Origin of the sequence: Hymenobacter sp. DG25A, from assembly GCF_001280305.1 — a bacterium.
Classification (GTDB): Bacteria; Bacteroidota; Bacteroidia; order Cytophagales; family Hymenobacteraceae; genus Hymenobacter.
This window is the reverse complement of sequence record NZ_CP012623.1, coordinates 2,316,828-2,331,354: the sequence shown is the minus strand read 5'-3', so window position 1 is coordinate 2,331,354 and position 14,527 is coordinate 2,316,828. Positions and strand designations below refer to the sequence as shown.

16 protein-coding genes are annotated in these 14,527 nt (G+C 57.8%); 5 read left to right on the top strand and 11 right to left on the bottom strand.

The window, feature by feature from the left end:
* Positions 1-110 precede the first annotated feature (110 nt).
* Positions 111-2,216 (top strand): M13 family metallopeptidase, encoded by a 2,106-nt coding sequence (locus tag AM218_RS09985; RefSeq protein WP_054413733.1) that lies wholly within the window; start codon positions 111-113, stop codon positions 2,214-2,216.
* 246 nt (positions 2,217-2,462) lie between these two features.
* Here the strand turns inward: AM218_RS09985 and AM218_RS09980 are convergent, their stop codons facing one another.
* From AM218_RS09980 to AM218_RS09970, 3 genes are all read right to left on the bottom strand, one after another.
* Entirely contained in the window at positions 2,463-3,215 is a 753-nt protein-coding gene (locus tag AM218_RS09980) for a peptidylprolyl isomerase (protein WP_197273943.1), read from the bottom strand.
* Positions 3,216-3,302: 87 nt separating this feature from the next.
* The gene (locus AM218_RS09975) at positions 3,303-3,941 is read right to left on the bottom strand and encodes a TMEM175 family protein (protein ID WP_054413731.1); all 639 of its coding nucleotides are present in this window, start codon (positions 3,939-3,941) and stop codon (positions 3,303-3,305) included.
* 181 nt (positions 3,942-4,122) lie between these two features.
* Positions 4,123-5,313: a zinc dependent phospholipase C family protein gene (locus tag AM218_RS09970; protein WP_082318168.1), complete on the bottom strand. Its 1,191-nt coding sequence runs from the start codon at positions 5,311-5,313 to the stop codon at positions 4,123-4,125.
* A gap of 129 nt (positions 5,314-5,442) precedes the next feature.
* Here AM218_RS09970 and AM218_RS09965 point away from each other — a divergent pair, with 129 nt between their 5' ends.
* Positions 5,443-6,480 carry a hypothetical protein gene (locus AM218_RS09965; RefSeq protein WP_054413729.1) on the top strand — a complete coding sequence of 346 codons (1,038 nt, stop codon included), beginning with the start codon at positions 5,443-5,445 and terminating at the stop codon, positions 6,478-6,480.
* A 12-nt stretch (positions 6,481-6,492) separates the two neighbouring features.
* Here AM218_RS09965 and AM218_RS09960 read toward each other — a convergent pair whose 3' ends face one another.
* The 3 genes from AM218_RS09960 to AM218_RS09950 all read right to left on the bottom strand — a co-directional run bounded on the left by AM218_RS09960 (position 6,493) and on the right by AM218_RS09950 (position 9,230).
* On the bottom strand, positions 6,493-7,149 hold the full coding sequence (locus AM218_RS09960; RefSeq protein ID WP_054413728.1) for a hypothetical protein: 657 nt from the start codon (positions 7,147-7,149) through the stop codon (positions 6,493-6,495).
* A 109-nt stretch (positions 7,150-7,258) separates the two neighbouring features.
* Positions 7,259-7,777, bottom strand: a complete 519-nt coding sequence (locus AM218_RS09955) for a CinA family protein (RefSeq protein ID WP_054413727.1) — start codon at positions 7,775-7,777, stop codon at positions 7,259-7,261.
* A gap of 160 nt (positions 7,778-7,937) precedes the next feature.
* A complete protein-coding gene (locus AM218_RS09950; RefSeq protein ID WP_054415491.1) occupies positions 7,938-9,230 on the bottom strand; it encodes an amidohydrolase family protein in 1,293 nt (430 codons plus the stop codon).
* A 118-nt stretch (positions 9,231-9,348) separates the two neighbouring features.
* Here AM218_RS09950 and AM218_RS09945 point away from each other — a divergent pair, with 118 nt between their 5' ends.
* Positions 9,349-9,609: an acyl-CoA-binding protein gene (locus AM218_RS09945; protein ID WP_054415489.1), complete on the top strand. Its 261-nt coding sequence runs from the start codon at positions 9,349-9,351 to the stop codon at positions 9,607-9,609.
* A 77-nt stretch (positions 9,610-9,686) separates the two neighbouring features.
* Here the strand turns inward: AM218_RS09945 and AM218_RS09940 are convergent, their stop codons facing one another.
* A complete protein-coding gene (locus AM218_RS09940) occupies positions 9,687-9,908 on the bottom strand; it encodes a CDGSH iron-sulfur domain-containing protein (RefSeq protein WP_054413726.1) in 222 nt (73 codons plus the stop codon).
* A 132-nt stretch (positions 9,909-10,040) separates the two neighbouring features.
* Positions 10,041-10,559: a GNAT family N-acetyltransferase gene (locus tag AM218_RS09935; RefSeq protein WP_054413725.1), complete on the bottom strand. Its 519-nt coding sequence runs from the start codon at positions 10,557-10,559 to the stop codon at positions 10,041-10,043.
* Between the two features lie 142 nt (positions 10,560-10,701).
* Between AM218_RS09935 and AM218_RS09930 the strand changes: the two genes are divergently transcribed.
* Positions 10,702-11,358, top strand: coding sequence for a hypothetical protein (locus AM218_RS09930; RefSeq protein WP_054413724.1), 657 nt, complete (start codon positions 10,702-10,704; stop codon positions 11,356-11,358).
* 21 nt (positions 11,359-11,379) lie between these two features.
* Here the strand turns inward: AM218_RS09930 and AM218_RS09925 are convergent, their stop codons facing one another.
* A complete protein-coding gene (locus tag AM218_RS09925; protein WP_054413723.1) occupies positions 11,380-11,823 on the bottom strand; it encodes a hypothetical protein in 444 nt (147 codons plus the stop codon).
* 288 nt (positions 11,824-12,111) lie between these two features.
* Here AM218_RS09925 and AM218_RS09920 point away from each other — a divergent pair, with 288 nt between their 5' ends.
* Positions 12,112-12,735: a deoxynucleoside kinase gene (locus AM218_RS09920; protein WP_054415487.1), complete on the top strand. Its 624-nt coding sequence runs from the start codon at positions 12,112-12,114 to the stop codon at positions 12,733-12,735.
* A 113-nt stretch (positions 12,736-12,848) separates the two neighbouring features.
* Here the strand turns inward: AM218_RS09920 and AM218_RS09915 are convergent, their stop codons facing one another.
* Positions 12,849-13,523: a DUF2461 domain-containing protein gene (locus AM218_RS09915; protein WP_054413722.1), complete on the bottom strand. Its 675-nt coding sequence runs from the start codon at positions 13,521-13,523 to the stop codon at positions 12,849-12,851.
* A gap of 48 nt (positions 13,524-13,571) precedes the next feature.
* A complete protein-coding gene (locus AM218_RS09910; RefSeq protein ID WP_054413721.1) occupies positions 13,572-14,315 on the bottom strand; it encodes a DUF547 domain-containing protein in 744 nt (247 codons plus the stop codon).
* Positions 14,316-14,527: the final 212 nt, after the last annotated feature.

Below are 14,527 nucleotides of genomic sequence, written 5' to 3'. Positions count from 1 at the left end.
AAGCCGCTCCACTGGGGTTTCTGTGCTTTTACCGCCCGAGATATGTGCGTGAAACGGCACATTCTTTTATCTTTCTGCCAATTCCCATTCTGTCACTTTTCTTTTCTTATATGAAAAAGCGTACAAACGCTTCGTTGCTGGTAGCGGCGGCCGGATTTGCTCTGGCAAGCTGCGCCACCACAGCGCAGGCGCCTACCACCGCAACCACGCCCGCACCCGTGGCAGCGCCGGTGGCGGAAACCTTCCCTAAAGGGGTGGGCCTGAACGTAGCCAACCTGGATCCGTCCGTGTCGGCCTGCGACAACTTCTTTGAGTATGCCAGCGGCAACTGGCTGAAAAACAACCCTATTCCGGCCGCCGAAGTGCGCTGGGGCTCTTTCAATGAGCTGTCGGACAAGAACAACGCGGTAATGCGCAGCATTCTGGACGAGGCTGCCGCCAACCGCTCCTCAGCAAAAGGCACCAACGCCCAGAAAGTAGGCGACTATTACGCCACGGCCATGGACTCAGCTGCTATTGATGCCGCTGGTCTGAAGTATCTGAAGCCCGAGCTGGACAAGATTGCGGGCATCAAAACCGCCGATCAGCTGCAAACGGCTATAGCGCGCCAGCAGATGCTGTCTGCCGGCTCGTTCTTCGGGGCCTATGTGGGGCAGGATGATAAAATCAGCTCCCAGTATGCCGTAAACCTGTACCAGGGCGGCCTTTCGTTGCCCGACCGCGACTATTACCTGAAGGATGATGCCCGCTCCAAAGGCATCCGGGCGGCTTATACTACCTACCTCACCAACACCTTCAAGATGTTGGGTGAAAGCGAAGCCGCGGCCGCCAAAAACGCCGCTACCGTGCTGCGCCTGGAAACACGCCTCGCCAAAGCCAGCAAGAGCCGGGTAGACCTGCGCGACCCGTACGCCAACTACAACAAGATGACGGTGGCGCAGCTGCAGAAAACCTATCCTAACCTGAACCCGCAGCACCTGCTCAAGGATATGGGCATGGGCAGCGTGAAAGAGGTAATTGTGGGGCAGCCCGCTTTCTTCAAGGAGCTGAACACCATGGTGAAGACCGAGCCGATGGCCGATCTGAAAACCTACATGCGCTGGCATCTGGCTACGTCGTTCACCTCGGCGCTGCCGCAGGCTTTCGGCGACGAGGCCTTCAAGTTTACGCAGGTGCTTACGGGTGCTAAAAAGCAGCAGCCCCGCTGGAAGCGCATGCTGCGCTCCACCGACGGTGCCCTGGGCGAAGCCTTCGGTCAGCTGTACGTAGACAAAGCCTTCCCGCCCGCGGCCAAAGCAAAGGCCCTGGAGATGGTGACCAACATCAAAGCCTCTATGGGGGAGCACATCCAGCAGCTGGACTGGATGAGCGACGCTACCAAGAAGGAAGCCCTGCGCAAGCTGAGCACCTTCACCGTGAAAATCGGCTACCCCGATAAGTGGAAGGACTATTCGGCCCTCACCATCTCGCGTGACTCTTACCTGCAGAACGTAGCGGCCTCGCGCATGTGGGCGTTCAAAGACATGACCAACAAGCTGGGCAAGCCAGTAGACCGCACCGAGTGGGGCATGACGCCACCCACGGTTAACGCCTACTATAACCCGTCGATGAACGAAATTGTGTTCCCCGCCGGCATTATGCAGCCCCCGTTCTTTGACCCCAACGCCGACGACGCCGTGAACTACGGTGGTATGGGCGCCGTTATCGGCCACGAAATCACCCACGGTTTTGATGACCAGGGCCGCCAGTACGATGCCGAAGGCAACCTGAAAGACTGGTGGACCAAAGAAGACGCCGAGAAATTCACGCAGCGCGCCGACATGGTGGGCAAGCAGTACTCGGCCTTCTCCCCGCTGGACTCCGTGTTTGTAAACGGTAAGCTGACGATGGGCGAAAACCTCGCCGACCTCGGTGGCCTGAGCATTGCCTACACGGCCCTGCAAAAGCAGCTGCAGCAGAAGTACGGCAACGGCCCGCGCCCCAAGTTCGATGGCCTCACGCCCGAGCAGCGCTTCTTCCTCTCATGGGCGCAGGTATGGCGTACCAACGCCCGCCCCGAGTACCTGCGCCAGCAGGTGATGACGGACCCCCACTCGCCGGCTCAGTTCCGCACGGTTGGCCCGCTCATGAACATGCCCCAATTCTTTGAAGCCTTCGGCTGCAAGGACGACGCCAAAATGGTGCGCGCCCAAGCCGACCGCGCCAAAGTGTGGTAAGCTGAATAGCTAATTAAATTACCAAAAAAGGCGGTCTGCATAATGCAGGCCGCCTTTTTTGGTTAATAGGGGAGGAAGGAATATAACCGTCATGCTGAGCGCAGCCGAAGCATCTCGCTAGTGTGGTAAATAGTATGGCAACGACAGCGCGCGAGATGCTTCGGCTTTAATCAGCATGACAGTTACCTTGGCAACCTCAACACGCGTGAGTCTTGACAATGCCCGGCAGGAGGAACGGCGGCTCGCTTACTTATTTCCATCTACCACTTCCATCTTAATATCCACATCCTGCCTGGGCCACATGGTATTATCCACGGGTTCGGCGGCAATTTTATCGATGACATCGAGGCCTTCCACTACTTCCCCAAACACGGTGTACTGGCCATCCAGGGAAGGCACGCCGCCCGTGGTTTCATAGGTGCGCAGCTGCTCCGGGGTGAGTTTGCGGCCGGCCATGGCCTGCGCCTGGTATGGGGTTAGCTTTTCACCCTGCACCAGGTAGAAATCGGTGTTGGAGGAGAGCTTGCCGGGGTTCTTCTGATCATCGTAGCGGGCCATGCCCAGGGCTCCGCGTTTGTGAAAGTGGCGGGAGCTGATTTCAGGCGGCAGATGATAATCGGCAATGCGGATGGTGCGGTGGTCGGAGCGGCCGCCCTGCACGGCAAAGCCTTTTACCACGCGGTTGAATACGGTTTCATCAAAAACGCCTTTGCGGGCCAGCAGCAGGAAGTTGGCTTTGTGGATAGGCGTATCATCGTAGAGCCGGATGCGCATATTGCCCAGGCGGGTACGGATGATAACCTCGGTAGCCGGGTATTCGCGGCCGTAGGCGGGCAGCAGCCGGGCCACGTTGGTATCTGCCAGACTCACCAGATCAGGGCCGGGCGCGGGTGGGGGAGTAGCGGCGGCAGGAGCTTCTGCGGGAGTTGCTTTTTGAGATTTTCCGCAGCCAGCCAGCAGGCCGGCCGTCAGCATCAAAGAGAAATACAGCACTTTCACAATTCGTCGCCAAATAATAATAAAGCTTCCCAATCCAAAAAGCCGCATCGTGGCCAAGTAATAGGTTTCCTACGAATGCCGCTTCCCTCACGGAGCCAGCGGCGCGGCCTCTGCCTTCCCAAAAGCACTGGGTTTGGTGTTAAAGAAAATGAAATAGAACGGAATTAAGGCGAAAATAGCCAGGGCCAGCCACAGGCTCACGAATGCCAGCCCCACGCCCGTGCTGTACAGCAACGGCCCTAATACTAATGAGCGCCACGAAATACGGCGAAAAAGGACAAGGTCGATGCCTGGTGCCAGCAGCCTGGGGTGGCTCTGCACGTAGAAGCGAATGAGCAGGAACGACAGCGACATGACCGCCATTACGCCCCCAAATACTGCCGCCGACATCGGGTTGGTGAGGTAGTCGCCCAGCAGTGCCGTGGGGAAGGGTATAAACGAACACCACAGCATCAAATTGGCATTGAGCCAGAACACCACGTGGTCCAGCACCTGAATCTGGCTCAGCAGCCGGTGGTGGTTAACCCAGATTACGCACATCATCAGGAAGCTGGCCATCCAGCTCAGCACTTTGGGTAGCAACCCCAGCAGGGCCTGCCCCAGCTCCGGCACCGACTGGGGATGCACGAGGTGGGGTACCTTAATTTCAAGCACCAGCAACGTGACGATGATGGCGAAAACCCCGTCGCTGAAAGCTTCAACCCGGTGCTTGGCAAAGTAGTCCATCTCAATAAGGGCCAGGCCGAAAAAGGTGCGGGCCGAAGCAGGTGTCAGCCTCGCATCATCTTACAAGATAGTACCTTACGCAGGCTTCAATAGCATAATACAGTAACAAAAAACGGCGGGTAGCGAGCTGCAGGCTACTGCCTATAACTCGCTGCCCGCCGGGCAGACTGTTCAAATGCGGTTAATTCCAGCCGTCGTTGGCGGGAGCAGCTTTTTTCGTCTTCTGTTTGCTCTTGCCAGCCGGGGTTTTGGTTTTTTCTTTCACCTTTTCGGGAGCTACCGCGGGAGCGGCCGGGGTAGCAGTGGGCAGCGCAACCGGAATAGCGGCCTCCACGGGTGGGGGCGCCATATCGGCGGCGGGTTTAATCTGGTCGGGCGCTTCTACGGGCTTTTCTTTCACTTGGGCCATCAGCATGGAGTTGGGCACCAGCAGGTTTTTCTTCCAGGCCGTGAGCTGCTCGTCCAGCTTTTCTTTTTCCCCTTTGGTGATGGGCTTTTTCAGAAGCTTGTCTAGGTTGGGGCGGCCGGCATCCTGCCAGGCGGTGAGCCACATAGAGGCCACGGTGGCAGGCGCCAGCTGCAGCCGGAACATCACCATGCCGCCTACCTGCTTATGGTAAGCATCAGCAAAGGCATCGGAGTAGGCCCGGCGGGTTTTGCCGAAGCGGTGCGAGAAGGAGTATTTCTGCTCAGGTGTGAACGAGCGGCCTACCTTTTCCTCCAGATCAAAGGTGGCGCCCAGGAAACCATATGACTGCTGCAGCACGTCCCAAATGGCTTGCTGCGGGTCTTTCAGGTACTTGCCATCCTTGCCATAAAGCTTGTACTCGCCTATGTGACGCTCGGGGAGCTTGCTTTCCCACAGCGCGTGCAGGCCCTGCTGGTTGGAGAGCTGCCCGTCGTAGTTTTCGGTGGTGTGCAGGGGCACGTAGGCATCGGCTACGTAGTGGCCCAAATCCGCCGAAAGATTGAGAATGGCGGTGGTGTCGCCGGTGCGGAAGGCCTGCGTGAGCTTATTCTGAACTTCCAGAATCGTCCATGGCACGGTGCCGTACTTGCGCAACGTATCGGCGGAGTATTTGGCTACGGCCTTGTCCCAGGCTTTGGGCACAGTATTGAACGGGTCGTCACCGAAATGGTCCATGTCGATGAAGTGCCGGCTGGCCTCCAGCGTATCTATCTCCCGGCGCTGGTCGGCGGCGGTGGAGAGCTGCACTAGGCGGTTGAGGTTGCGGAAATAGAAGCCCTGCATGCCGCTGGGCAGCGAGTATACCGCAATCTGCGTAATGACTTTATGGCCGAAAAAGCCCCAGCCCGGCGAAAGCATCGGGCAGAGCAGGACCAGTAACAGAGTAGTAAGTAGTTTCTTCATAGGCGCAAAGGGTGGGCAACGGGCTGGCCACACAAACCCAAAGTTCGGTATTTTTCCGTGACGACCAAAGGGAAAGCGCCTGGATAAACCGGCTGATACTCTACCTTGTAACTGTTATTTTCCGCATCCGTGACCAGCATCTCCAAAAAGAAGATTTCGTATAGCATCAGCGCCCCGCTGCGCAGCTATCTGCGCGAGTACGACCGGGAAGCACATCTGCCCGTTGCCTACCACGACCTGCTGCGCATGAGCGGGGCTTATCCGCTGTTAGACCGCAAAGGGCGCGATACGCTCTGGGAAACGGTGTTTTATGAGCCGCAAACCCTGCAGGACCTTTCCCGGGGGCTCACGGAAGTATATGCCCTGCTGAAAACCGGCGGCGACCTGTCCTTTACCGAGCACCTGATGGCCGACCGCATCGACTATTGCCGCTTCGGCAACAGCCAGCCCTTCCGGGTGCGCATCGTGAATCAGTTCAATGATAATTATGATTATTTCTACGTGAAGCGGGCCGATGCCTCCCGCGTATATGGCCTGGAGCTGGAGCACGTGCTGGCGCCCAACAGCATCAATTATCTGGTGTGCGGCGAAACCCTGATTGAGGAACACATTGCCGGCATTCCCGGCGACGACTTTATCCGGGACCGGCTGCAGCGCCCGCACCTCAACCAGGTGCGCATTGCCAAGGAGTTTGTGAAGTTTAATGAGCGGTGCTTTGCCCGCCTGCTGGGCGATATGCGCGCCTATAATTATGTGGTAGACGTAACGGCCGATTTCGAGGACGAGCAGTACCGCGTGCGCGCCATCGACTTTGATCAGCAGAGCTACGAGGGCAAGAAAACTATGTACCTGCCCCAGTATTTCAAGGATAACCGCGCCATTGTGCAGCTCTGCACCCGCCTGCTGGCGCCGGAAACCATTCGGCAGTACCAGACGGAGGAGCGCACACTCATGCTGCGCCGTGCCCGTGCCGAGCGCTACCGCCTGAAAAACCTCATTGACTGCATGCGCCAGGACGAGCTGGCCCCCCGCGAAAAGGTAGAGCAGCTAAAGCAGGAGCTGAATGAATATCATCACAGCTCCCGCTTTAACCGATGTGACTCTATGGGCGACGTAGTACGCCTGCACCTGAAGCTGATGCTGGGACGCGCCCGGATAGCGAAGTAGGGGCGCAGGGCTTTACCGTGGGCCCAGGTTAATGGCCAGTCCCAGGGAAATTTCTACGCCGCCGGGACTAATGGTTTCCACCAGATTGCGCAGCTCCATAGAGGGCGTATAGCCATTCTGATAGGTAATGGGGTTGCCAGTGAAGCGCACGCCGTAGCCCAGCGTGCCCAGCAGGCCCAGGCGGCCGGGCTGCCAGCGCAGGCCGCCGCGCAAATGCAGCACGCCACTGGGCGCCATGCTATACACGGCCTTTTCCTGATTCAGCTCTATCTCCACGTTATCCAGCCGCCCGCTGCGCACCAGGTTGGCGCCCAGGTAGGGGGAAAGCTCACTCTGCGGCCGCAGGTAGTAGCGCGCGCCCACTCCAATCTTGCCGCCTACGCCAATGCCCAGCCCGGCATTTATATCCAGGCTTGGCGACACATGGTGGCCGTAGGAAAAGCCCAGCCCGCCATACGGCGCGCCCCAGCCCACTTCCATGCTCAGCACGGAACCAGAGTAGGGCGAGGGTTGCTGGGAAAGCAATGGAGTTGCTGGGGTTGCCACGGCCGGTGCGCCAGGCTGGGCTGGCGCAGTGGGCTGGGGCTGGGAGTTGAGCTGGGTCTGGGCAGTGGCAGTGCTCAGTGCGGCGAGGGTGAGGCCGGAGGCCAGGAGTATAGATAATTTCATAGAGCCACAAATATGGACGGATTGCCGGAAGAATGGCAGCCCGCCGGAAAAAAATATGGCTCTCCGAAATGCGGAAAATCAGCAGTTACCCAATGGGGCTATGGGCGTTTTAGCTGCCGTTCACTTTGGAATTGGGCGCTTCCTGGCGGCGGGTCAGCAGCTCATCCAGCTTCGAGTAAATGAACTCGGCTGCCTGGTCCCGAAACTTATCCGTGGGGCCCTTTAGCTGCTCCCGATACTCCTGGGCGTGGCCTTCCAGCAAAATAGTCACGAAGATGGTGCCCGAGGGCTTATCCGGCGTTTCGGAGGCGCCCGGCCCAAACAGGCCGGTAATGGCCACGCATACATCAGCCATGGGAAGCTGCTGATGCAGGCCCTGCGCCATTTCGTTGGTGGTCTGCTGGCTTTCGGCGGTATAGGTATCCAGGGTTTTCTTTTTCACGCCCAGTAGGCGCTGCTTGGCCTCGCCGTGGTAAGTAACTACCGAGCCCAGTAGTACTTCGCTTATGCCCTGCGCCGGAGCCAGCTGCGCCGTAGCCCAGCCACAGGTACAGCTCTCGGCCAGGGCCAGGGTGAGCTTGTGCTGCAGGAATTTTTTAACCAGATCATCAACTAAGGTAGATTTCATAAAGAGAGCGTAACTGGGCTATAGAAAGTATTCTCCCATACGCCAGACAGTCCCAGGGAAGTTGCCGAATGAAAAAATCGGGTCCGGGCCTACGCCAAAGCGCCGCGCTTCTGGCTGGCAGAAATGCGGCGCTAACCAAGGCCTGGCTACTCTTTTTCTTTTACTCCTGCTTATACACCACGCCCTGCTTCATCACAAAGCGCACCTGCTGCATCACCTTAATATCCTGCTCTGGGTCGCCATCCACGGCTACCAGGTCGGCTAGCTTGCCAGCTTCCACGGTGCCCAGCTGGTCCTGCTGCCCCAGCAGCTCCGCCGCCCGCACGGTGGCCGCCTGCAAAGCCTCGCGGGCCGGCATGCCGGCTTCTACCATATACTGAAACTCCAGGGCATTTACGCCGTGCCGGAACACGGAAGCATCGGTGCCAAACGCAATTTTAACCCCGCCCTTGTAAGCGCGCCCAAACGTGTCCTGCAGTTTGGGGCCAATGGCCAGTGCCTTGGGTGTTACCAGGGGCGGGTAGTAGTTGGGGATTTTAGCGGAGTCGGCTACCGACTTGCCGGCCGTGATGGTGGGCACGTACCAGGTGCCGTATTTCTTCATCAGCTTAATGCCTTCGTCGTCCATCAGAGAGCCGTGCTCAATGCTGGTTACGCCGGCCCGAATGGCGCGCTTAATGCCCTCCGGCCCGTGGGCATGGCAGGCCACTTTCAGGCCCAGGTCGTGGGCCGTTTGCACAATGGCTTTTATTTCTTCCTCCGTCATCTGGGAGCCGCTGCCATCTTTGGCCACGCTCAGCACCCCGCCGGTGGAGGCAATTTTAATAAGGTCGGAGCCGCGCTTGTATTGCTCGCGCACGGCCTGGCGGCATTCGTCGGGGCCGTTGGCTACGCCATCCGCAGGGCCGGGCACGCCCATCAGATCCTGCCGATAACCATTGGTAGGGTCCATGTGGCCGCCGGTGCCGGAAATGGCTTTGCCGGCAGTAAATACCCGCGGGCCCACCACTTGCCCGCGGGCTATGGCATTGCGCAGGGCCGTGTTCACGCCGGAGCCGCCCAGGTCGCGTACGGTGGTAAAGCCGGCCAGCAGCGTTTTGCGCGCGTGCTCCAGGGAGGCAAAGGCTACGTCGGCGGGGTTTTCGGTAAACTCCTTCAGGAAGTTATCCTTGCTGGTTTCGCCCTCCAGGTGCACGTGGCAGTCAATCAGCCCCGGCAGCACGGTTTTATTTTTTAAGTCGATGACTTTGTCCGTGGCCCCGCCCGATTGGTAGCCTGGGGTAACGGCCACAATGCGGCCTTTCTCCACTACTACCGTCATGCTGGTTTGGGCGCGCTGGCTGCGCATATCTAGCAGGCGGCCGCAGTGCACATAAGTTTTTTGGGCCTGAGCCGAGAAACTGCTCAGCAAAGAGCCGGCGGTGAAAGCAAGCACAAGTAAAGGACGACGCATAGAAGGACTGAGTGAAAAGAAAGAAGTCAAGTCATGCTGCATGCAGCATAAATTCCGGCAGGATAAGTATCTTGCTCACCACGAGTATAGCGTATTTTCCCTCTTAAATCCCGTTTTTATGGCAACTCAGGAAGAATTTGAAGCGGCGGCCCAACGCGCCCAGCAATTGCCCAGCAAACCCTCCAACACGGTGCTGCTCCAGCTCTATGCGCTTTACAAGCAAGCCACCGAAGGCGACGTGCAGGGCGACCGGCCCGGCGGCTTCGATTTCAAAGCCATTGCCAAGTACGATGCCTGGGCCAACCTCAACGGAAAAAGCCAGGACGATGCCCGCCAGGAGTATGTAGCGCTGGTTGATTCCCTGTTTCAGGGCGCGTAGATCTGCTCCGGAAATCATCAAAAAAAAGCCCCGGCGTAGCTACGCCGGGGCTTTTTTAATACTGTTGGTTTGCTGCGCTACACTTTAGGAGCGGGCAGGTCGAAGGCTTCGGCATTGTGCTCGAAGTGCCCTTTGTGGGAGCCGTCGCAGAACGGCTTGTTTTTGGAAAGCCCGCAGCGGCAGATGCTCACCCGCTCGCGGCCTGCCAGACCATAGGTCTTGCCCTGGGCATCTACAATTTCAAATTCGCCCTCTACGCGGAGAGAGCCATTGCTGAGGACGGTGATTTTAGTGGCCATGAAGTAGGTTGTAAAAGGATGACTTGGTTGAGAAATGAAGTAGGAAGCGTACTGAGCGCGGTGGGTGAGGATGGTCCTGCCAGCATAAACCGGCACATGTCGCCTGGTATCCCACGGTAGCCACGCAATCTGTTAGCGCAGCTCTTTGCGCATGACGTAGTCGTGCATCCAGTAGGGGCCGATAGGAATGTCTACCTCCTGATGGCGCTGGAAGCCCTGCCGCTCATAGAAGGCAATGGCGGGGTTGTAGCGGTTCACGTTCAGCTCCAGCGTGTGGCCTCCCAGCTGGCTGGTGGCTTCTTCTACGGCCTGAATGAGGTGGTGGCCCAGCCCCTGGCCCTGGTGGGAGGGAAGCAGGTAAATCTTGTGCAGCTTGTACAGGGCCTCGTGCGTGGGCTGGCGTGAAAACGAGGCGTAGCCGGCCGGATGGCCATCAGCATACAGCAGCAAAAACGTGTGGCCTTCCTCCGCAATCTGCCGCTGCAGGGACACTGGGGTGTAAATCACCCGGTACATGTATTCAATCTGCTCCCTGGAGATAATGAACCGATAAGTAGGCTCCCAGGTAGCCTCTGCCAGCTCAATGATAGTGGGAATATCTTCCAGCGTAGCAGGCCGGATGGTAACAGAAGCGGGGGCAGCAGACGTCATAACAGGTGCAAAAACGTCATTTTTTAATCAAAAAACGAACTTGAGATGGGTTCGTCCCCGTTTTTGGGCCGGAAATTGCCGGGCTGCTTATACCTTATTCAAGAGGGGAACCGTTCTACTTACCTGTACTTCTTTCCACCGCATGAAACGACTTACTATTGCTTTTGCCCTGCTGGCCGCCGGCCTTTCCCTGTCGCCAATTGCTGCCTCGGCGCAGCAAACCGGCGCTACCCGTGCCACCCAGCCAGCGGCTTCTGCCGCCGAGCGCGACCTGCGCTCCTTTGTAGATTGGGTGAGCGACAAGATGGATAAGGCCGAAACCGGCGCCCGCCGCGAGTGGCCCGGCATGATGGCCGACTTCGACCGCCAGAGCAAGCGCTTGGACAAAGCCACCGATAGTCTGTCGGTGCAGTCGCGCCGGGAATACAGCGCCCAAAAGGCCCGCTACCAGACCTGGTCGGAGGAGCAGCAGCGCCTGGAGGCGCAGGCCAAGCAGCCCGAAACGGCTCAGCAGGCGCAAAACCGGCTGCTCAAGGCGCAGGTAACCATCAGCCGCGCCCCGGCTGCCGACCTGCCCGAGCTGTATGAAAATTTGCTGACCAACACCCGCGAGCAGCGCCGCCAATGGACACTGCAGGACTGGGCTCTGGCCAGTGATGTGCTCACCCGCTTAAATACGCGGTATGAAAAAGTGCGCCAGCAGCTCTCGCTGGAGCAGCGGTTGCGGGTACGCACCTTGCAGGGCGAGTTCCGGACCCTGGAAGCCGCCCGGGCCGGCAAAGAAGTATACGTTCGATAAGCAGACAGGGCCGCGTACTGGCTACGCGGCCTCAAACTGCTGCTGCAGCCACTGACTGGCCGAAGGAACATCATAGAAAAGATGTACGGGCATATGCTGCCCAATCTTTTCGGAGAATTCGGCGGAAATCAGGTGGCTTGCCAGGTCCGGGGAGAAAACGTAGGCAAAGGCGCGCAACCCTTCCTCAACGGCCGCTGGGAGCCACTCGTATTCCAGCCAGGGTAGGGCGTCGGCCCATTCGCCGGTGGCGTGGGTTTTGTCATTGAGCAGCAACGGGAAATGATATTGCTTCTCGAGCTTCAGGGCTGCGGTAGCCACTTTTATTACTTCCGGCCCGGTCAGGTTGCCACTCCAGGAAATATACAGCAGCTGCTCGTTCGGATAGTGCCGAAACGAAGCAATAATATTTTCCTGCTCATCGAAAACAGAGCCTAAATCGGCGTAGGTGGTTGAAAGAAAAGGCATGTGAAAAATGTGCTAAGGGGAGCCGGGTAAGCATGCAGTGCAGTGCTGCCAGGCTGTTTGGTTGTGGTTCGGAAAGCGGCGGCAGGCCCGAGGTTAGGGCTTTTTAGGTATTGGCTGCTGAGCCAGCAGGCAGGTGAGGATGAAAATATACCTTTTTTTGAGTGATTAATTCAACAAACGGTTGAGCTGAGTGCGTGGATTTAGCCTGGCCAAGCTGGGCAATAAATGATGCGGGGGCCACGGGTTTCCACTACTTTTGCAGCTCACTTATTGTCCTTCATTTCGCTCATGCATATTGCAATCGTCGGCAACATTGGCGCCGGCAAAACCACGCTGGCCAACAAACTGGCGCACCATTTCAATTGGGAAGTTTTTCTGGAAGATGTGGACCATAATCCCTATCTGAAAGATTTTTACGACGATATGCACCACTGGGCGTTTCACCTGCAGGTGTATTTCCTCAATAGCCGCTTCCGCCAGACCCAGCGCATAAAAGAGCTTCAGAAGGCCAGCAAAGGCGTTATTCAGGACCGCACGATTTATGAGGATGCGCACATTTTTGCGGCCAACCTGCATGAGTCCGGGCTGATGCCTGAGCGCGACTACCACAACTACCTGGGCTTGTTTGAGTCGATGGTGAGCATGGTGGACCCGCCGGATCTGCTGCTCTACCTCAAGGCCGATCTGCCCAAGCTGATTTCGCAGATTGAAAAGCGCAACCGCGACTACGAGAACAACATCAAAATTGAGTACCTGAAAAACCTCAATGAGCATTACGAGCGGTGGATCAGCAACTACCACCACGGCCGCCTGCTCGTTATCGACGTCAACAACCTCGACTACGTGAATAAACAGGAAGACCTGGGCATCATCGTGGACCGCATCAACAGCACCCTATTCGGGCTGTTTTAGACACCGGAATAACCAAGTAGAAGTCATTCCATCAGCCCGCTTTAAAAGTAAAAGCCCTTGCCGTTATCACGCGGCAAGGGCTTTTACTTTTTAATGCGGGCTTTCGGGCTTCCTTATTCCTCCACTGTCATGGCGTCGTTCAGGAAGTGCACCAGGGGTTGAGCAGCACGCCAGGCTGTGAGCACCTGCTCCGGGAAATCGGGCCGGAGCACGTCGGCATCCGGAATGGATTGCCACACAAAATGACTTTTCAGCTGCAGCCATTCAATGTCCGGGTCCGTGCGGTCGTAACCTTTGGGGGCGGTTTTCAGGGCCTGGCTGCGGTCGAGGCCCTGGGGATAGTGGCGCAGCAACTCCGGTTGCTGGCGCATGACGTGAAAGGCCTCACCGTTGTAGTGAATCTCCTGCCGGATGCGGGCCAGCTGGGCGGGCTCGGGCATCCAGCGGCCGGCGCCCACGTAGCTTTCGCCGCCGGGCTCCAGAGCAATAAAATAGCCTGCCCACGGACTATGGCGCCCGCCGGGCTTTACGCCGGCACCCATGTGGCGCTTGTAAGGCTCGTTACTTTGCTGAAACCGGTCGTTTTTATTGATGCGGAACATTACATCCGACGGTGAGAGCGGCGCCAGATCGGGCTCGAAGCGCTGGGCCCCGCGCAGCAATTCTGCCACCAGCTCCGTGTAGATGGCGCGGGCGCGGTGGTAGTCGGCCCGGTTGGTATCCATCCAGGTTTTATGGTTGTTGGCCGCCAGCTGGCGCAGGAAATTCAGTAGAAAAGCTCTATCCATGCCTGCTATAACTACGCAGCGGCCCCGGAGGTTAGGAAAAAGTAGAGGTTAGCGGGTGAGGGCCTGGGTCCCGCTCAGCGCCTGGCGGTCGTTCAGGCGCCAGTCAAACGGCAGGAAGTCTATTTTAGCCGTGGCGGCCACCGGGGTGCGCGAATAGCGGTTTATGAAAGCCACTAGGGCATTAGTATCAGACCCAAATTCAGCGGAGTACCAATCGAACAGGCTGGAGAGCTTCACGTGCTCCGGGGCAATGGTATTGAGCAGCGGGTCGGCGAGGAAACGCTGGGTCTGCTCTTCGAGCTGGGCTTGCAGGCGGCGGCCTTCGTAGGCTTCATTGCGAAGCACGGGCGAAGAAACGGCCCCACTTACCAGGGCAAAATGAATGCGGGGGTCCTGAAACTGGTCGCGCAGCTGGGTGCGCTCCACCTGGTTCAGGGAATATTCGTGCCCACCTGCCATTACCGTAAGCGCCTCCCAGGGAGAAAAGCCAGTGCCGGATTTAAGCCGAATAGTATTCAGGCTGCTGACCGGGTAGTATTCCAGCACCAGGGATACTGTGGTAGCATTGTAGACATTCAGCCAAAAGGCTTTTACGTCGTCGGGGGTCCAGGTTTGCTCGTTGGGAGTGGTTTGGGCCAGTACCTGCAGGTATTCGGCCAGCTTTTCCTCATCGTCCAGGAAACCCTGGTAATCCACGCGGCCATCTGGGGTTACGTGCTTGAACAGCAGCTCATTCCAAAGCTGATGCACCTGGGCGGGGCCATCTGCTGCCAGGGCGTTGGTATACAGCATGCACAGCACCAACCAACCCACAAGCGCAGGTAGGAGCCGGGAAGGGAAAACCATGAAGAAGTGCAATAGAGGTGAGGAGCGGAGGCAGGCAAGCGGTGTGAAGGCCAGCCTGTAAGAGAGGGGTAGCGGGGCGCAAAGCCGCTTTTATTGCTAAAAGCAGATCTTGGCTAGTCAAAGGTAATTACTTGCCCAGAAAATGCACTATAACTACA